This is a genomic window from Arthrobacter sp. BGA-UO-ETr-C19 (assembly GCF_059568005.1).
The window spans coordinates 507438-525597 of the sequence record NZ_JCAQPC010000024.1 but is presented as its reverse complement, the minus strand read 5'-3'; the positions used below and the strand labels follow the sequence as shown (position 1 = coordinate 525597).

The 18160-nt window shown below is 66.6% G+C and carries 12 protein-coding genes; 6 read left to right on the top strand and 6 right to left on the bottom strand.

Annotation, left to right across the window (positions count from 1 at the left end; all coding sequences use genetic code 11):
- Positions 1 to 27 precede the first annotated feature (27 nt).
- Positions 28 to 486, top strand: coding sequence for a GNAT family N-acetyltransferase (locus tag AC57BR_RS21290; protein ID WP_496364229.1), 459 nt, complete (start codon positions 28 to 30; stop codon positions 484 to 486).
- A 124-nt stretch (positions 487 to 610) separates the two neighbouring features.
- Here the strand turns inward: AC57BR_RS21290 and htpX are convergent, their stop codons facing one another.
- Complete coding sequence (htpX, locus tag AC57BR_RS21285; protein ID WP_496364227.1) at positions 611 to 1480, bottom strand: zinc metalloprotease HtpX; 870 nt, start codon at positions 1478 to 1480, stop codon at positions 611 to 613.
- Between the two features lie 40 nt (positions 1481 to 1520).
- On the bottom strand, positions 1521 to 2792 hold the full coding sequence (locus tag AC57BR_RS21280; protein WP_496364225.1) for an MFS transporter: 1272 nt from the start codon (positions 2790 to 2792) through the stop codon (positions 1521 to 1523).
- A gap of 76 nt (positions 2793 to 2868) precedes the next feature.
- Here AC57BR_RS21280 and AC57BR_RS21275 point away from each other — a divergent pair, with 76 nt between their 5' ends.
- From AC57BR_RS21275 to AC57BR_RS21255, 5 genes are all read left to right on the top strand, one after another.
- Positions 2869 to 3342 carry a Fur family transcriptional regulator gene (locus AC57BR_RS21275; protein ID WP_377998107.1) on the top strand — a complete coding sequence of 158 codons (474 nt, stop codon included), beginning with the start codon at positions 2869 to 2871 and terminating at the stop codon, positions 3340 to 3342.
- 18 nt (positions 3343 to 3360) lie between these two features.
- Positions 3361 to 4842 carry a catalase gene (locus AC57BR_RS21270; protein ID WP_496364223.1) on the top strand — a complete coding sequence of 494 codons (1482 nt, stop codon included), beginning with the start codon at positions 3361 to 3363 and terminating at the stop codon, positions 4840 to 4842.
- A 155-nt stretch (positions 4843 to 4997) separates the two neighbouring features.
- The gene (locus AC57BR_RS21265; protein ID WP_496364221.1) at positions 4998 to 6224 is read left to right on the top strand and encodes a polysaccharide pyruvyl transferase family protein; all 1227 of its coding nucleotides are present in this window, start codon (positions 4998 to 5000) and stop codon (positions 6222 to 6224) included.
- A gap of 7 nt (positions 6225 to 6231) precedes the next feature.
- The gene (locus AC57BR_RS21260) at positions 6232 to 8271 is read left to right on the top strand and encodes a DUF6541 family protein (protein WP_496364219.1); all 2040 of its coding nucleotides are present in this window, start codon (positions 6232 to 6234) and stop codon (positions 8269 to 8271) included.
- Between the two features lie 76 nt (positions 8272 to 8347).
- A complete protein-coding gene (locus AC57BR_RS21255) occupies positions 8348 to 8983 on the top strand; it encodes a DUF2461 domain-containing protein (protein ID WP_496364217.1) in 636 nt (211 codons plus the stop codon).
- 42 nt (positions 8984 to 9025) lie between these two features.
- On the opposite strand, the gene AC57BR_RS21250 is transcribed toward AC57BR_RS21255, so the two are convergent.
- The 4 genes from AC57BR_RS21250 to adhP form a co-directional block, all read right to left on the bottom strand.
- On the bottom strand, positions 9026 to 10576 hold the full coding sequence (locus tag AC57BR_RS21250) for an amino acid permease (protein ID WP_496364215.1): 1551 nt from the start codon (positions 10574 to 10576) through the stop codon (positions 9026 to 9028).
- 220 nt (positions 10577 to 10796) lie between these two features.
- Positions 10797 to 16292: a peroxidase family protein gene (locus tag AC57BR_RS21245; RefSeq protein ID WP_496364213.1), complete on the bottom strand. Its 5496-nt coding sequence runs from the start codon at positions 16290 to 16292 to the stop codon at positions 10797 to 10799.
- Between the two features lie 343 nt (positions 16293 to 16635).
- On the bottom strand, positions 16636 to 17094 hold the full coding sequence (locus tag AC57BR_RS21240) for a DUF779 domain-containing protein (RefSeq protein WP_496364211.1): 459 nt from the start codon (positions 17092 to 17094) through the stop codon (positions 16636 to 16638).
- Positions 17094 to 18116 (bottom strand): alcohol dehydrogenase AdhP, encoded by a 1023-nt coding sequence (gene adhP, locus AC57BR_RS21235; protein WP_496364209.1) that lies wholly within the window; start codon positions 18114 to 18116, stop codon positions 17094 to 17096. The genes AC57BR_RS21240 and adhP overlap by 1 nt, the downstream gene beginning before the upstream one ends.
- Between the last annotated feature and the right edge of the window lie 44 nt (positions 18117 to 18160).

The window sequence follows — 18160 nt, the reverse complement described above, 5'->3', positions numbered from 1 at the left end:
GAACGCGCCATCAGGGAAAGGAAACCAATGAACTTCTCAGTCAGTTCCGAGCCGTGGGATGCGGAAGACGGGGCCACTCTCCGCAGCATGCAGCGGGCCGAACTGGACACCCGCTACGGCAGCGGTGACCACGAGCCCGGTTCCGCGCCCAGCGCCGAGGACATCACGGTGTTCCTGGTGGCCCGGAACCACGAGGGGGCAGCCGTTGCCTGCGGCGCCCTGCGCCGGCTGGACGCCCGGTCCGCGGAGATCAAGCGGATGTTTGTGCTGCCCGGCCACAGGGGAAGCGGTGCCGCCACGGCGGTCCTGAGAAGCCTGGAGGCCGAAGCGGCCCGCCTGGGCCTGACCGAGCTCAGGCTGGAGACCGGCACGGCCCAGCCCGATGCCATCCGCTTCTATGAGCGCGAGGGCTACCGCCTGATCGACAACTTCGGGCCGTACGCGGGCGAGCCGCTGTCGGTCTGCTACGCCCGCTCGCTGACGTGACGACGCGCAACTCATCAGACGACGCGCAAAGTTCCGCTCGCTACGGGTATTCCAGCCGCGCCGGGCATTATGCGCGTCACAGGGTGCAATGCCTGTCGCGGAGCGGGAAGTACGACGGCGGCCGTCAGCTGAGCGGCCGGCCCGCCATCCGCTCAAGGCGGCTGATGCGGTCCTGCATCGGCGGGTGCGTCGCGAACAGTTTGGTGAGCCCGCCGCCGCGGAACGGGTTGGCGATCATCAGGTGCGAGGCGTTGACCAGCCGCTGGTCCGGCGGGAGCGGTGCGGCCTGGACGCCCTGGTGGATCTTGCGCAGGGCGGAGGCGAGTGCCAGCGGATCGCCGGTGAGCTGCGAGCCGTCCTCGTCGGCGTCGTACTCCCGGGTCCGGGAGATGGCCACCTGGATCAGTGAGGCTGCCAGCGGTGCCAGCAGCGCCATGGCGATGAGGGCCAGCGGGTTCGAATTGCGCCTGTCCCCGCCGCCGAAGAACAGCAGCATCTGCCCCACGGAGGTGATGACGCCGGCAACGGCAGCGGCCACGGACGAGGTCAGGATGTCGCGGTTGTAGACGTGCATGAGCTCGTGGCCGAGGACACCGCGCAGTTCCCGGGGGGTGAGGAGCTGCAGGATCCCCTCCGTGCAGCAGACGGCGGCGTTCTGCGGGTTCCGGCCGGTGGCGAAGGCGTTGGGCGCCATGGTGGGCGAGACGTAAATCCGCGGCATCGGCTGGTTCGCGCGGGCGGAGAGCTCCCGGACCATCTGGTACAGCTGCGGTGCCTGGGCTTCGGTGACAGGGTAGGCCTGCATGGAGCGTAGCGCGATCTTGTCGCTGTTCCAGTAGCCGTAGGCCGTGGTCCCGACGCCGATCAGCGCCATGATCAGGATCGGGGCCGAGCTGCGGGTATTGGCGGCAATGAGGGCGCCCAGGCCCAGCAGGATCGCCCACAGCACGCCGAACAGCGCCGCCGTTTTCAGTCCGTTGTGGTGATTGTGCAATTTTTCCTCCACAGCTCAGAAGTCGGAACCGGCACCGCCGCTACGGAACGGGATTCCGCGCGTCGTACTTCAGGAAGCCGGATTGCCACCGCGCCACCAACCAGGCCACCACGATGCACAGGAGGCCGCCCAGCAGCAGGACCCAGCCCTCACTAAGAATTTTAGTGCCGCCGCCTGCCAGCATGTCGCCCAGGCGGGGCCCTCCGGCGACCACCACGATGAAGACTCCCTGAAGCCGGCCGCGCAGGTGGTCCGGGGTCGCGGCCTGCAGGATGGTGGTGCGGAAGACGGCACTCACCGAGTCCGCGATGCCCGCCAGGCCGCAGCATATCGCCGCCGGAACCAGCCAGAAGGTCACGCCGCCGGAGCCGGACCGCCCGGCCAGCACCACCACGAGGCCGAACGCGGCAAATGAAGCGCCCCAGCCCATGACCGACCACACCACTGCGCTCCCCTGCCGCCGCACCGCACCGAGCGGCCCGGAAAAGAGGCCGGCGAGGAAGGCGCCCACCGCGACGGATGCCAGCAGGATGCCCACCGTGGTTTCCCCGCCGCCGATCATGAGGGCGCCGATGGCCGGCAGCAGTGCACGCGGCTGGGCGAGGATCATCGCGATGAGGTCGAGGATGAACGTCATCCGCAGGTTGGGCCGCGTGCCCAGGAACCGGAAGCCCTCCACGACGGACCGCATCCCGGCCCGGCCCGCTTCGCTGCCGGGCGGCATGGTGGGGAGTTTCAGCAGGGCCCAGAAGGCAAAGACGAAGCTGATAACGTCCAGCGTGTACGTCCACCCGAAGCCGACGCTGGCCACCAGGACGCCGGCGAGCAGCGGCCCCGCCGTCATGGACAGCCCGAACGTCACCATGTTCAGTGCGTTGGCGGCCGGCAGGAGCTCTTTCCGCAACAGCGCCGGAATGATGGCACTGCGGGCGGGCTGGTTTATCGCCTGGGCACCGCTTTGCACGGCCACGAGGGCGTACAGCAGCCACACATTGCCCACCTGCAGCCAGGCCTGGAGGGCGAGGCCGCCGGTGGTCAGCCACAGCACGGCCGACGACAGCAGCGCCACCGTCCGGCGGTCGTGGGAGTCGGCGATGGACCCGCCCAGCAGGCCGCCCAGCACCAGCGGCACCAGGGCAAAGATGCTGAGGAGCCCGACGTACAGGCTGTCCTGGGTGAGCCGGTATACCTCCAGGCCCACCGCCACGAGGGTGAGCTGGCTGCCCACATTGGAGACCGCCGAACCCAGCCAAAGCCGCCGGAAATCTGGGCTCTCGCGCAGCGGAGTGATGTCGGCCAGAAGTTTTCCCACCCGGCAACTCTAGCCTCAGCAGGAACTTAGCCTCGCCTTATTGTGATCTAGTCAAAATAAGTGATTCAATGGAGTCATGACCGATCACCCGGAAAGCCACGAAGCATGGGCCGCGGCCCTGCGCGCCCACGGCCGCCGGGTGACCAAGCAGCGGCTGGCGGTCCTGGCCGCCGTCGAGCATCACCCGCACTCCCCGGCGGAAAACATCCTTGCGGCTGCCCGCGAGGAACTGCCGGAACTGACGGCGCAGTCCGTGTACGTGGTGCTGGGTGATCTCACCGACCTGCAAATGCTGCGCAGATTCGAACCTCCGCATTCCCCGGCGCTGTATGAGACGCGGGTGGGAGACAACCACCACCACGCGATCTGCATCAGCTGCGGGCGGGTGGAGGACGTCGACTGCGCTGTCGGCCATGCCCCGTGCCTGACCCCGCACTGGAGCGAGGATTCCCACCCCATGACCATCCAGATCGCGGATGTCATGTACCAGGGGATCTGCGGTGAGTGCCAGCGGGCCCAAAAACTTCCTGCAAACGTAAATGACAAGTAATTAAGAAATAGGAGAACAATGACTGCCATTTCGACGACCCAGTCAGGTGCCCCGGTTACATCCGACGCGCACTCCAAGGCTGTCGGCGCTGACGGCGCGATCATCCTCACCGACCACTACCTGGTGGAGAAGCTCGCCCAGTTCAACCGCGAGCGTGTTCCGGAGCGCGTGGTGCACGCCAAGGGCGGCGGCGCGTTCGGCACTTTCAAGGCCACCGAGGACATCTCCAAGTACACCAAGGCCGCGTTCCTGCAGCCCGGTGTGGAGACCGAGATGCTGATCCGTTTCTCCTCCGTCGCGGGCGAGAACGGCTCCCCCGACACCTGGCGCGACCCGCGCGGTTTCGCGGTGAAGTTCTACACCTCCGAGGGCAACTACGACCTCGTGGGCAACAACACCCCGGTGTTCTTCATCCGCGACGGCATCAAGTTCCCGGACTTCATCCACTCCCAGAAGCGCCTGCCCGGCACGCACCTGCGTGACGCCGACATGCAGTGGGACTTCTGGACTCTGTCCCCCGAGTCCGCACACCAGGTCACCTGGCTGATGGGTGACCGCGGCCTGCCCGCGTCCTGGCGTGAAATGCAGGGCTACGGCTCGCACACCTACCAGTGGATCAACGCCGAGGGCGAGCGCTTCTGGGTCAAGTACCACTTCAAGTCCAACCAGGGCGTGAAGAGCATCACCGGTGAAGAAGCCGAGGCCCTCGCCGGCTCTGACGCGGACTTCTACATCCGCGACCTGCACGAGAACATCGAAGCCGGCAACCTGCCCTCCTGGGACCTGCACGTGCAGGTCATGCCCTACGAGGACGCCAAGACCTACCGGTTCAACCCGTTCGACCTGACCAAGGTCTGGCCGCACGCGGACTACCCGCTGATCAAGGTCGGCACCATGGAGCTGAACCGGAACCCGGAGAACTACTTCGCGCAGATCGAGCAGGCCACCTTCGCGCCGTCGAACTTCGTACCCGGCATCGCCGCGTCCCCGGACAAGATGCTCCAGGCCCGGATCTTCTCCTACGCCGACGCGCACCGCTACCGTGTGGGCACCAACCACGCCCAGATCCCGGTGAACCAGCCGAAGAACCAGGTCAACAACTACAGCCAGGACGGCGCGGGACGTTTCCTGTTCAACGCTCCCTCCGTGCCGGTCTACGCACCGAACACGTTCGGCGGCCCGGCTGCCGTTGACACTGACGTTGTCGGCGGCGGCTGGGAGAACGACGGCGCGCTGACGCACGCCGCGCACTCCCTGCACGCAGAGGACGGCGACTTCGTCCAGGCCGGTGCGCTGTACCGCGAGGTTTACAACGACGCCGAAAAGGCCCGCTTCCTGGACACCATCACCGGTGCAGTGGGCGGCGTGAAGCGCGCCGACATCAAGGAACGCGCCATCCAGTACTGGACCAACGTTGACGCCGAACTCGGTGCCAAGCTCCGCGCCAACCTCGGCGCAGCACCGCTCTCCGATGCCGAAGCCGCCAACAAGATCGGCTAACAGCACCAGAGCGCAACGAAGGACCCCGCCGCAGCACAGTGACCCGTTCACGGCCGCGGCGGGGTTTCCTGCGTCCGGGGAAGCGCAGGTTGGGCCTGCCGCAACCTCAGCCGCCGGCACCGGCTTCCCCGCTGCGGGACGATATAGTCATCAGCATGCAGTCGGGTCCTATTTATCTGATCGGCCCTTCGGGCAACCCCAATTTCGGCGACGAATTCATCGCCGCCGCATGGTTGAAATACCTTGCCGAAGTGCGGCCCGAGGCCGACGTCTGGCTCGATTGCCCACAGCCGGGCCTGGCGCAGGTCCTTTTCGAGGGGCTCCATCCGCGCCTGCGTGTCACCAACACCCTGTGGCGGCTGGTGCACGAGACCGCTGAACTCCCGCTGCCAGAGGCAGCGGAGACCATCAGGGCCCGGGTCACGGGCCTGGGCTCCCCGGCCTACGACCTTGGCTTGCTCAAGCTGCGGGAAGCCGAGTCGCTGCATCTCATCGGCGGCGGCTTCATCAATGAGAACTGGTCCCACCACGCCGGACTCGTGCTGGCGATGCGTGCCGTGCACGGGATAACGGGTGCCCGCCTGATCGCCACAGGCCAGGGACTGATGCCCGCTCTGACCTCGGCCCCGGCTGAGATGCCCCTGTTCCAGGACTTTGCGCACGCGGCGGCCCGGGACGAAGCCGGCGCCGCTGCTTACGGCGTCAGCCAGGAGCTCGATGATGCCTTCCTGGGCGTCACCGCCGAAATCGCGCGTTCCGCCGCCCAACCTGGCCTCTACGTCTGTATTCAAAGCGACACGGCCGATCCGGAGCGGTTCGGAACGGCCGTGGATCTGGCGAGGGCCGCCGTCGAAAAGGCCGTGGCCGAAGGAACCGCAGCCTATTACGTGGAGGCCATCCCCGGCGCCGACCGCGTCGCCTACGAACAGCTGGCGGACCTCATTCCGGAAGAACGGTTCCTGCCGTTCCTGCACATCTGGGCCCACGGCCTTCCCCTGTCCGCCAATCAGACCTGGGTGACCAGCCGCTTCCATTTTCATCTGCTGGCAGCGTCGGCGGGGGCCCGCGGCCTCGCCGTCGGAATAAAGAAGGGGTACTACGACGTCAAGCACGAGTCGGTGGCCTCGCTAGGCAGCGGCTGGTCGCTCGCGCTGGATGGTGAGGACCCCGGAATCCCTGAGAGCCGGGGTTCGCTGCGTGACGAGCTGCCGGATCTCGTGGCACGCAAGCGCGCCGAGGCTGACGCAATCTATCCGCCGCTGCCGGGCCAGTCCGCGTCCGCGACGTCCGGGCCTCCGGCGGCCGGGTCGCTGACGGCCAGGCTCCTTAACAAGGCACTCGCCGCACCGCGACGCAGCAAGATCCGGCCCGGAGCGCTCTGAACCGACCATGCTTGATTGGCTTTTCGGGCTGGCACCCTCGGCCCCGACCGTCCTGTTCCTTGCCGCCGCATTTTTCCTGCCGGGACTCCTGGTTCTGCTCCCGCTAAAGCCGGGCTGGCTGCCGGCCATCGCGCTCAGTCCGGCCGTCACACTGCTGATGTTCCTGCCCGGCAGTTTCCTGGCAGCTGCGGCTGGGCTGCCATGGAACGCCGCCACTGCAGCGCTTGTTGCCCTGCCGTGGGTCGTTGCCGCCTGGCTGGCCGGCAGGCGGTTCGCCTTTGGGAAGCCGCTGTGGCCTGAAGGCCTGGGCCGGCCGGCGGCGCTGGCGGTGGCCGCGGGGGTCGCCGTCGGATCCGGGTTGACCTGCCTGGCCATCCTCCGCGGAATCGGGGACCCTGCCACTGCCTCACAGGGCTGGGACCCCATCTTCCACCTGAACGCGTTGAGGTGGATCCAGGAAAGCGGCAGGGCCACCCCGTGGAGCATCGCACCAATTTTCGGCGCAGGCACCGCCACCTATTACCCCGCAGGCTGGCATGGCGCCGTGGCCCTCGTCCCCGGCAGCGTGTCTGAAGCGGCCAATCTGTCCTCGATCGTCATCGGCGGACTGATCTGGCCGGCCGGCCTGGCCTTTCTGGCCACAGCCGTGCTGCCGCGGCACCCTGCGGCCTGGGCGCTGACGCCGCTGATCGCGGCCTCCTTCGTCAGCTTCCCCTTCTCGCAGCTCCTCCGCAGCGGCCAGTGGCCCAACGGCCTGGCCACCGCCCTGGTGCCGGCAACCCTGGCCGTGGCCGTCCTGCTGCTGCGCCGCCTGAGGTCCGCCGGACGGGCAGAAACGCCGGCCCGGGAGAAGATCCTGCTGGCAGCCATCCTTCTCGCACTCCTCGGCGGCTGTGCCGCGGCGCACCCCAGTGCCCTGTTTGCCACCGCCGTCGCGTTTCTGCCCTTTGTGGCCGCCCGTTTCCTGCCGCAGCTGGTGCGCGGCGTGCGGCGCCGTCCCCTGCCCACGCTCGGGGCTGCGCTGGCGGCGGCAGTGCTTGCCACAGCGGCATGGTCGGTGCTGGCCAACTCGCGCCTGCTGGCGGGTGTCATGGCCTACCGCCGGGCTGTGCGGGCCGTGGTCCCCGATTCCCTGTACCTTGCCTTCTTCGATCTGCCGCGCTTCCCGGCACTCTCCCCGCCCGCGCCGGACGATTTCAACGTGGCAGTGGGGCTGCTGGTGATCCTTGGCGCGGTGGTAGCCGTTTTTGTCAGGGAAGCGAGGCCGCTCGCCGTCGCCTGGCTGGCTTTCGTGGGGCTCTATGTGCTCGCCGCGGGACCCGAAAACGGACTGCGATGGCTGACAGGCGTTTGGTACAAGGACACCCAGCGGATCGCGCCGTTCATTGCAATGACGGGGAGCCTGCTGGCGGCCCTGGCAGTTGCCGTGGCGACCGGGGCCGTGGTGCGGGCAGCGGTCCGGGCCCTGTCCGCCCGGCTGCCACGGGCAGGCACGTCGGGACGGTGGCCCGTTCCCGCCATCCTCTTCACCCTGGCCGTCGTCGCGGTCACCGGTGCGCTTTACGTCGGTTCCGGGAGCTACCGGTCAGTGGAACGCGTGGCGGTGGCCGCACAAAACTACGCTGTCTCGAACAAGCCGGGGACCGGCGTGCTGTCCAGCGGGGAACAGGCCTTTATCGAGCGGTCGGGTGCGATGCTGCCGGCAGATGCGGTGGTGATCGGGGACCCCTTCAACGGCGAAACGTACTTCTATGCGCTGACGGGGCGGCACGTCGTCTACACCCAACTGGGTGCTCCAACCGCGGGCAGCGCGGCCAAGGAACTGCTCCGCACCGGCTTCAACCGGCTCGCAACAGACCCCGCCATCTGTGAGGCGGTGCGCAAGGTCGGCGCCACCTACTTCTACGAGGATGCCCCCGGCGCGTCGCACGGCAGTGTCAGCCTGAGCCGGTGGCCGGGCTTCTACAAAGTCCCCACGGAGCAGGGTTTTGAAAAAGTGGCTTCTGCAGAGGGCCGCACGCTGTACCGCATCACGGCCTGTGGCTGATTTCCACATAGGCGCGCGTTCCACATAGCCGGATGCGGCCATGGCCGGAGGCACCGGCAAACCCTAGGCTTCAACCATGAGCACATTCGAGGGCATCCCCGCCGCGGCAACGAAGTTCTACGCTGAGCTGGAGGAGAACAACAACCGCGACTGGTGGCAGGCCCATTCCACGGTGTACCAGGGATCCGTCAAGGGCCCGCTCCAGGCGCTCCTCGCCGACCTTGAGCCACGTTTTGGCCCGGCCAAGATTTTCCGCCCCAACCGCGACGTCCGCTTCTCCCCGGACAAGTCCCCCTACAAGACCGCCCAGGGCGCCTTCGCCTCCTACCAGGAAGGCGTGGGCTATTACCTGCAGATCAGCGCCGACGGCCTGCTGGTTGGCGGCGGCTACCACTCGCATTCACCTGCGCAGCTGGTCCGCTACCGCAATTCCGTGGACGCGGGGAGCACCGGTGAACAGCTGCAGCGCATCGTGGACGCCATCGCGGCGGCAGGATTCGCCATCGAAGGCGAGAAACTGAAAACGGTGCCGCGGGGCTTTCCGAAGGACCATCCCCGCGCGGAGCTGCTGAAGCACAAGTCGCTCTCCGCCGGTGTCACCCTCGGCGAGCCCGTCTGGCTCGGCTCAGCGGAGGCGGAACGCGAGATCGCCGCCCGTTGGGAACAGCTCCGCCCGCTGGTGGACTGGGTGGGGCGGCATGCCGCCCCCTAAACAGACCACCAGCGGGCGGTTGCCAAAGCAGATCGGATCAGGCTAGACCTTGGTCAGCGCGTCCTCGTCGTCGTCCCGGTCATCGAGGCCGCCTGCGGTGCCGTCCACGGCGGCTTTGGCGGCGGCGAACTTCTCGTTGAGGCGGGAGTGCCGCTGTCCGTAGGCGAAGTAGATGGCAACGCCCACCACCAGCCAGATGCCGAAGAAGATCCAGGTCTCCACGGCAAGGTTGGTCATCAGGTACAGGCACAGCACCGCAGACAGGACGGGAATTACCTTGCCGAACGGCACGCGGAAGGCCGGCTTCAGGTCGGGGCGCTTCCTGCGCAGCACGATGATGCCCAGGCTGACCATCACGAAGGCGGACAGGGTGCCGATGTTGATCATTTCCTCGAGCAGGTCCACGTTGGTGAGTCCGGCAACCAGGGCTACGGCGGCGCCGCAGATGATCTGCAGGCGGGCGGGCGTCGAACGCTTTTCGCTGGTCCTGGACAGCGAGCGCGGCAGCAGGCCGTCGCGGCTCATGGCCAGCACAACGCGGGCCAGGCCCATGAGCAGCACCATGATCACGGTGGTCAGGCCCACGAGGGATCCGAAGGCGATCACCTTCGCGGCATCGGTGTTGCCGACGGCCTCGAAGGCCGTGGTGAGCGTGGGGCTCTCAGCCTCGGCGAGCTGCGTGTACGAGACCATTCCGGTCAGCGCGAGGGATACCAGGATGTATAGCAGCGTCACCAGGGCCAGGCCGCCGAAGATGCCGCGGGGCAGGGTCTTCTGCGGGTTCTTGACCTCTTCCGCGGAGGTGGCCACGACGTCGAAGCCAATGAAGGCGAAGAACACCAGCGCGGCGCCGGCGAAGATGCCCAGGGTGCCGTACTGCGCGGGGGCGGCGCCGGTGAGGAAGCCGAAGAATGACTGCTTCATGACGTCGGCCGCTCCGTTGGCCGTCGGTTCAGAGGCCGGGACGAAGGGGCTGTAGTTGGAGAGCTTCACGTAGCTGAAGCCGACGATGATCACGAACACCACCACGCCGATCTTGATCAGCGTGAAGATGTTGCCCACACGGGCGGACAGCTTGGTTCCGAGGACCAGCAGCACGGTGAAGACGGCGACGATGAGGAACGCGCCCCAGTACAGGTCAACGCCGCCGATCGAGATGGCAGGCGGCATTTCCACACCCATGAGGGCGAAGACTTTGCTGAGGTAGATGCCCCAGTACTTGGCGATCACCGCAGCCGCCGTGAAGAGCTCCAGGATGAGGTTCCAGCCGATGATCCAGGCCAGAATCTCGCCCATGGTGGCATATGTGAAAACGTACGCGGAGCCGGCCACGGGGATGGCGGTGGCGAACTCGGCGTAGCACATGATCGCCAGTGCGCAGGTGATGGCGGCGACCAGGAAGGAGATGGTGACGGCGGGGCCCGCGAAGTTGGCAGCGGCCTTGGCGCCCACGGAGAAGATGCCGGCGCCGACGGCAACGGCAACGCCCATGATCATCAGGTCCCAGGTGCTCAGGGAGCGCTTCAGCTTGCGTCCGGGTTCATCGGCGTCGGCTATTGACTGCTCGATGGATTTGGTCCGGAAAAGGTTCATTGGAAGTCCACAGTCCTGATAGGGGATGGAAACAGACCTATCAAGTGTAGTGTCCATCCAGTGGACGGCCATATTTGTCCCGAATACTGAGACGCGCGCACGCAAACCACGCCCGGCCCTCCTCCGCGCTGCGGCTGCGCGGTGTGGTGGAGGGCCGGGCGTGGTGTCCAGGCGGACGGTTGGCGGCCCCTTGTCAGGAGCCGCCAACCGGCCAATTGAATTACACAGCGCCTGTCCGGAAGGTCCAGGACCGGAAGGCAAGCGGGTTGCCGGCCAGGTCAAGGACCGCGGAGGTGGCCATCGTGTAGGTGGTGTTGGCTGCGAGGGTCGCCGACGGGTTGAGCGTCGCCGTCCTCGTTGCCGCGTTGTACGTCACCGTCGCCGTCACGACGGGTCCTGCGAGGGTGCCGCGCCTCAGGACCACGGTTCCGGTGGTGACGTTCGTTACCGGCTCGCTGTAACGCACCGTCACGTTGGCCGTCCGGCCCACGTTCGTTGCGCCAATACCCGGAGTCACAGAGGCCACCGTCGGGGCGGGCCCCGTCGTGAACTGCCATGACGTGAACGCGACGGTGTTGCCGGCCGTGTCGCGGACTGAGGATACAGCCAGTGAGTAGGTGCGGTCAGCCTGCAGGTTAGCGGTCGGGTTCACCGTCGCAGTCCGGGTCGCGTTGTTGTACGTGACCGAGGCCGGGATAACGGTTGTGCCGAGCCGCAGCACCACGGTACCCGTGGTGACATTTGCTACCGGCTCACTGAACGTCACCGTCAGGTTGTTCGACTGGCTGACGGACTTGGCACCGGAGGCCGGCGTCCTGGCGGTGATCGTCGGGGCCACAAACTCGGTGCGCGGCGTGAGCAGGGCAGTGCGGGCCGATGGTGCGCCCGTGCCTGCCGCGTTGATCGCCGAGACGTCGAAGGTGTATCCCGTTCCATTGATGAGTCCCGTCACTGTACTGTTCGTGACGTTCCCCACGATCACTTCGCGGGTCGGAGTGGCACTCGTTCCCACGAAGACGCGGACCCGGAACTGCGTGACCGGCGCGCTTGGTACCGCCGCGGGGGCGGTCCACCGCACGGTGACCAGGGCATTGCCGGCGGTCGCCGTGCCGATCGCCGGAGCGCTGGCAAGGACGGGAGCCGACGGCGTTACCGCGTTGGACAGTGCCGAGAAGGCGCTGGTGCCGATTGCGTTCACGGCCCGGACCTGGAACCGGACAGGGGTTCCGTTGGTCAGACCCGTCACCACCAGGCTGGTGGCACCGGCGTCTGCCGTCTGAAGTGCGCCGACCTGGGTTCCGGCTGCGTTGACCACCCGCACCTCGAAGCTGGTGGCTGCGCCGCCTGCTGCCGGGGTGAAGTTGACCGTTGCCTGGCCGTTGCCGGCCGTTGCCGCGGCGATGACGGGCGCCGACGGTGCAACGGTATCGGCGAACACCAGCCGTTCGACGTTCCGAAGGGTATCGGTACCGTCGGTGCCCACGTTGTCGGTCACCGTGGTGGTGGACCCCGGCGAGCCAAGAACGCCGGTTCCGCCGGTGGTGGTAACCGTGTAGTCCGCTTCCAGACCGGTGAACACTGCCGAGTCGGTGCCGCCGGAACCGGTGAGGATCTCGCGAACCGCCACGATGTTGCCCGGGTTCACGGTTCCTGCGAAGACAGCTTCCTGGAGCGTCGGTCCCGTGAGGTTGCCGTTGGCGTCCTTCAGGTACCGGCTGGTCATTGCGCTCTGCCCCGGCCCTTCAATGCTGGCGCTGCCGATCTCGGTTGCCGCGTTGTTCGGGTCAGTGCGGACACTAAGCCGGACACCGAGGTACCGGTCGCCGTCGAGGATGTCGTTGGCGGCGCGGCCCTCGAGAAGGTCGCTGCCACCGCCGCCGAGAAGGATGTTCCCTTCGCCCCAGACGTTTGTACCGGTGAGGAGCGGGCAGTCCTTGGACGCCGAGGCGGCCACAACGTCGGATGTCAGCGTCGGGAAGGTCGTCACCAGGTCGCCAAGTCCGGCGATCCGGTCCACACCGGCCTGATCCAGCACGTCGCATCCGATGAATCCGGCGCCGCCAACGGCGCTGGGAACCACATCGTCACCGCGAAGCTTGTCGTCGAGCTTCCAGCCAGACGCGGCTTCCAATTCGTTGAACTTGTCGCGGACGCCCACCGTCAGGATGTCCAGCGGAGGAATCGGCAGGGCCAGGTCAAGATCCTGTGCCTGCGGGTCGCCCTGACCGATCTCCCAGTCGTAACCGGAGGCGCCGGCGACCTTCTCGATGCCAGGACCGCCGACGCCGATGTCGTCGCCGCCCTCCATGTCGTAGTCGTCGTCGCCGCCCTGGCCGACAAGGACGTCGTGTCCGGGCTTCTGGGAATCGTCCAGGAAGAACAGGTTGCCGCTGTCTCCCTGCATCAGGTCCGGCTGGTCGCCGCCCTCTTCCCAGTCGTCGCCGCTGTCGCCGAATGCGGCGTCAAGGCTCTCGCCCAGCATGACGAAGTCGTCACCGGCTCCGGCGAAGGTCTCGTTGGCGTTGGCCCCACCGTTCGTGAAGTCCTTGCCGTCTCCACCCATGACGATGTCCAGTCCGGGTCCGGCGTCGATCGCGTCGTTGCCGGGTCCGCCCTTCGGGACGTCGTCGCCGGCGAGGTCGGTGATGATGTCGTCGCCGTCGCCGCCGAGTGCGACGTCGGCTCCGTCACCGCCCTCGATGACGTCGTTGCCTTCACCGCCCCAGAAGGTGTCGCTGTCGTTTCCGCCGAAGATGCGGTCCACGCCGGCAGTGCCGTTGTAGACGCTCTGCCCGTTGATACCGGAGGGATCGACCGTGTTCCTTGACCGGTACTTGATCGTGCCGTCAGGCATGCGGATCAGCAGGTCCGCTTCACTGCACTCTGAGTCCGGGTCGTCAGCTACGGTGTTGCCGGATGCTGCAAAGCCGGCCGTGGTGCCTGCCAGCTTCTTCAGTTCAAACTTGCAGTCCGACGTGGCGAACGCATCGGCCTTCAGGCTGTGCACGTTCGTGTTGCGCATCATCATCTCGGCGAACGAGTTGCCCTCCAGTTGCGCCCTCAGGTTCATGCCCGGGGTGCGCGCCAGGTAGTACAGCCGGTCGCCGTTCTGCAGGTTGGTCAGCTGGTTCTCGAAGACGTAGTTGAACGTGCTGCCCAGCAGGCCGCCGAATACCACCGTCTGCTCTGCGAGGCCGCCAACCCAGAGGTCGACGTTGTCGAGGCCGGTGATTGAGCTCGTGCCGTTGTTGGCCCAGGCGTCCGTGCTGTTCATGAACGCTGCGGCGTCGGCCGGAGGAACATCCCCGGGAGCAGGGCTGACGATGAGCCGAGCAGCTTCCCGCTTGGCCGCCAGCGTCGTTGCGCCGGTGATGGACGGGTGCAGACCGTAGGCCGCCACGAAGTTGACGAGCGACTCCGGGTGCTTGAGGTTCTCGCCGTAGTCGACCCAGTTGGTGTAGGGCTTCAGCTGGCCGTCATTCGTGGAGTTGAAGAGCTCCCGGCGAAGGACGTTCAACCGCGGAATTCCTTCAGAACGGGCGCGCGTCATGTTGATCGTGGGAAGGTCCAGGGGCAGGCCCAGCAGGTTGTTGCGGAGCGTGTCGGTCACGAACTCATCCAGTTCGTTACCGGCCTGGTCTGACATCCCCATGATGACGCTTCCGGCGGCCTCTTCCGAGGTCAGCGGCCCGGCAGGCCCGCCGTTGGTGTACTCGGGCGGGTTGAGGAAGCCATCAAGCAAGGAGATATCGTTCTGGCTGCCCTTGGTGTCGTCGGACGTGCCGAACACGGTGTCGGGGCCGGCCCCATCCTCGTTCCGGCGCGAGATCGTTTCGGTCAGCATGGAGTGGCCGAAGCGGTATACGGCGTGGGCGAACTCAGCCTTGATCGCGGGGTTGAGCTCCGTCTGGGTAAATGCAAACGGCTCGAAGGGGTTGATCGCAGGCTGAACCTTGCGGGCGAACTCCTCGAAGACCAGGTGCTGGTACTCCATCTCGGTGATGAACCGTGCCGCCTGGAAGAGCCGCTCGCCGTTCCAGCCGCTGGCACCCGACGTCAGTTTCCATTCAGCCAGGGCTGCCGTGCCGCTCGCGGACGTGTCGTTGGTCAGCACGTTCTCGATGTCGCCGACGAGCCGGTCGTGCTCGGAGTGGAAGATCTGGTGGATGGTTGTCAGGCCGATATTCTCGTTGACGCGGCCGTCACCGGCGATGAAGTGCGCGTTCAGCATCTCGTCGTCATAGGTGCCGGGTGCCTGGCTGGCGAAATCGGCCGAGGCCGTCGTGTCCGCATCCTTTGCCGGCGTCACCTTCGGGGTGGCGGGGTTATGGTCCGTATCCTGCGGGGACGGGTCCGCGTTGTGCGCGATGTCCGTCAGGAACGGCGTGTCAAAGTACTTGACGTCCGCCGGGACGAGCGTGCCGAGGCCGCCATTATCAGCGCGGTTGGCTTCCACGAGTCCCGTCGCCGTCACGAACTGCGGCAGGCCGCGCAGCGGGCCAGGGATGAACTTGCCGTACGGGTCCGCCGCGATCATCGGAACGTTCAACACGTCCTTGTCCAGCAGCTGGATACCGAGAAGAGCAGAAGCCTGGGCCTTGGTGGTGGTCCAGGTGGCCATGCCGCCGGCGGTGGGGCCGGCAGGTCCGCCGAGCAGCTTACCCGTGGCGACTGGCTTGCCGTCGGTGTTATTCACGTACTCCCGCAGGAAAACCTGGTGCGAGGAGTGCGAGGTGTAGGTCTGGCTCTGGTCGACCCAGGGCGAGTCCGTGTTGTTCGCATCCTGGATGTCGTCAGCGCTTTCATCGGCGGCAGTCGCAGGGTTGTCTCCCAGGACGCCGTCTGGACCGGGCTGGTTCTGGCCCCGGGTCAACACCATGAAGCGCAGGTTCGGATCGAGATCGTCCGCGTTGCCGAAGACATGGTCCGGGCCTGCGATCAAGGGGTCGTCATCCTTCAGCGGAACAAAGACGGTTCCGCCGCTCTTGACGGTCTGGTCCACCCCATGGTCAAAGAACTGGCCGAACAGCGTGAACATCGAGTTGTAGGGCGGGGAGAGGCCGACGTCGGTGGTCACGTTCTCGATGAACAGCGTGCTGTGGGACGGCACGCAGTCTGCGGGAACGCCGACGACGGGCGGGGTGGCCAGGGGATCCGGGTCCGTGGTGCAGGGTACGACGCCCGTGTTGCCCTGTGTCCGGACCGGGTTACCGGCCGCGGCGACCGCCGCCGGGTTGGTCGAGGTCTGGTCCACGATCAGGTTGCTGATCACGCGGGGCTCGGAGTCGAAGACGTTGCCCTTCTTCTGCGCGTACGACGTCGGCTGGGAAGGCCCGAACGCGGGAGGCGAGTTCTCGGCACTCTTAAACACCGGTGTGGTCAGGCGCGGGAACTTCTGGTCGGCTGCGCCGAACGTCTCCTGGCCCGCTTGGAGGTTGTTGCATGACCCATCCACCGTCCGGAGCCCCTGGGAGACCAAGGGGCTCGGGATCTGGTTGGGGCCCGTGCCGATCAGCGCACCACAGGGGCCGGTGGCTGAGGTCGTATTGGCCACATGTGCTTCAGCGATCTTGATTTGCTTCAGGATGAAGGAGAGATCGGAAGGGGTGATGGTGAATCCCTCCCCCACCGGTGCCTGCACGGCGTTGGCCGCCACCACAGGCAACCCCATGGCGATTGGCATCATCAATGTGGTTGCTGCTGCCACCGTCCGCATGGAGATGGCTTGTTTGCGGTGCTTCTTGCGTCGTTGACGCCGGTTTGTTTGTGGATCGGCGGGTGACGCAGATCGACTTTGATCCGCGCCCCCGTCTGACTTCCAGACTGAGAGATTCATGGCACACCTGCCGCTAGGAGGGATGTAACCGTGCCATCGTGCGGGGGCCTGCCCGTGAAAACCTTGTGGATGCGGCCGAACCGGAGCTCTTTGCGCTGTTGGTCCACCCAAATTGGGGGTTTTCAACCAGTCAATTAACCGGCAACGCTCAGGCGGGGCCGCTAGTTCGCGGCCCCACCTGAGCATCATCTGCCGAGGAGTATCGCATCCGGTCTGAGTTCGCTCAGACCGGCCAGTCCATGAGTGCGGAGCGGATTAGGAAGCGCTTGCCTTCCGGCGCCTCGACGGAAAATCCGCTCCCCCGCCCCTGCACCACGTCCACCGTCAGGTGGGTGTGGCTCCAGTAGCCGAACTGTTCCCTGGACGTCCAGAACTCCAGCGGCTGGCCGCCGTCGCGGGCGCCGCGGAAGCCGCCGTCGTCCACGGAACCGGACCGTCCGCCGTCGTCCGCCAAGAGATCAAACCGCCCGAGCAGCACATCCGACTCCCCGGTGAGGAAGTCCCCCGCCGGGTAGCACATGGGCGCGGATCCGTCGCAGCAGCCGCCTGACTGGTGGAACATGAGCGGGCCGTGCTGCGCCCAGAGCTTCCGCAGCAGTCGCACCGCCTCCGCGGTGAGCGCCACCCGGGAGAAGTCCTCCCCGGGCAGCGTCACAGCGGCGTCCAGCCTGGTGTGGGACATCAGAACCTCAGCACCACACGGCCGTCGATCTTCGCGTGCTTCATCTCATCAAAGACGGCGTTGACTTCCGAGAGCTCCCGGGTGGAGACGGTGGGGTGGATCTTGCCCTGCGCGTAGAAATCCAGCGCTTCCTCGAGGTCCTGCCGGGTGCCCACGATGGAGCCGCGGACGGTCAGGCCCTTGAGCACGATCTCGAAGATCGGTGCGGGGAAGTCACCCGGCGGCAGGCCGTTGAACACGATGGTGCCGCCGCGACGGGCCATGCCGATGGCCTGGCCGAAGGCCGACGGGTGCACCGCCGTGACCAGGACTCCGTGGCAGCCGCCCGTTTCACGCTGGATGACCTCCGCGGGATCCTCGTGGAGCGCGTTGACGGTGAGTTCGGCGCCGTGCTTCCTGGCAAGGGCGAGTTTGTCGTCCGCGATGTCGACGGCTGCGACGCGCAGGCCCATGGCCACGGCGTACTGGACGGCGATGTGGCCCAGGCCGCCGATGCCGGAGATGGTGACCCACTCCCCCGGTTTGGCCTCGGTCATTTTCAGTCCCTTGTAGACCGTGACGCCGGCACAGAGCACCGGGGCGACTTCCACGGGATCCGAGCCGGCCGGAATCCGCGCGGCAAACCGGCTGTCCACCAGCATGTACTCACCGAAGGAGCCGTCCACGCTGTAGCCGGCGTTCTTCTGGGCCTCGCACAGCGTTTCCCAGCCGGTGCGGCAGTACTGGCAGTCGCCGCAGGCGGACCAGAGCCAGGCGTTGCCCACCAGGTCCCCGATCGCGAGATCGGTGACACCCTCGCCGAGGGCCACCACCTCGCCCACGCCTTCATGGCCGGGCACAAAGGGAGGGGACGGTTTGACCGGCCAGTCCCCTTCCGCGGCGTGGAGGTCGGTATGGCAGACCCCGCTGGTGATCACCTTGATGAGGGCCTGTCCGCGGCCGGGCGAGGGGACGGGAATGGCCTGGATCTGAAGGTCCTTGCCGAATTCGGATACTACGGCTGCTTGCATTGTCGTCGTCATTGGCGAAATCCTTGCGTCGTTAGAGCGTTGTTTGGGTGGTGCGG

Excerpts from the sequence above, each read along its gene's own strand:
- AC57BR_RS21290 (WP_496364229.1), top strand. The coding sequence starts at position 28 with ATGAACTTCTCAGTCAGTTCCGAGCCGTGGGATGCGGAAGACGGGGCC.
- AC57BR_RS21275 (WP_377998107.1), top strand. The coding sequence starts at position 2,869 with ATGACCGATCACCCGGAAAGCCACGAAGCATGGGCCGCGGCCCTGCGC.
- AC57BR_RS21270 (WP_496364223.1), top strand. The coding sequence starts at position 3,361 with ATGACTGCCATTTCGACGACCCAGTCAGGTGCCCCGGTTACATCCGAC.
- AC57BR_RS21265 (WP_496364221.1), top strand. The coding sequence starts at position 4,998 with ATGCAGTCGGGTCCTATTTATCTGATCGGCCCTTCGGGCAACCCCAAT.
- AC57BR_RS21260 (WP_496364219.1), top strand. The coding sequence starts at position 6,232 with ATGCTTGATTGGCTTTTCGGGCTGGCACCCTCGGCCCCGACCGTCCTG.
- AC57BR_RS21255 (WP_496364217.1), top strand. The coding sequence starts at position 8,348 with ATGAGCACATTCGAGGGCATCCCCGCCGCGGCAACGAAGTTCTACGCT.
- AC57BR_RS21250 (WP_496364215.1), bottom strand. The coding sequence starts at position 10,576 with ATGAACCTTTTCCGGACCAAATCCATCGAGCAGTCAATAGCCGACGCC.
- AC57BR_RS21245 (WP_496364213.1), bottom strand. The coding sequence starts at position 16,292 with ATGCGGACGGTGGCAGCAGCAACCACATTGATGATGCCAATCGCCATG.
- AC57BR_RS21240 (WP_496364211.1), bottom strand. The coding sequence starts at position 17,094 with ATGTCCCACACCAGGCTGGACGCCGCTGTGACGCTGCCCGGGGAGGAC.
- adhP (WP_496364209.1), bottom strand. The coding sequence starts at position 18,116 with ATGACGACGACAATGCAAGCAGCCGTAGTATCCGAATTCGGCAAGGAC.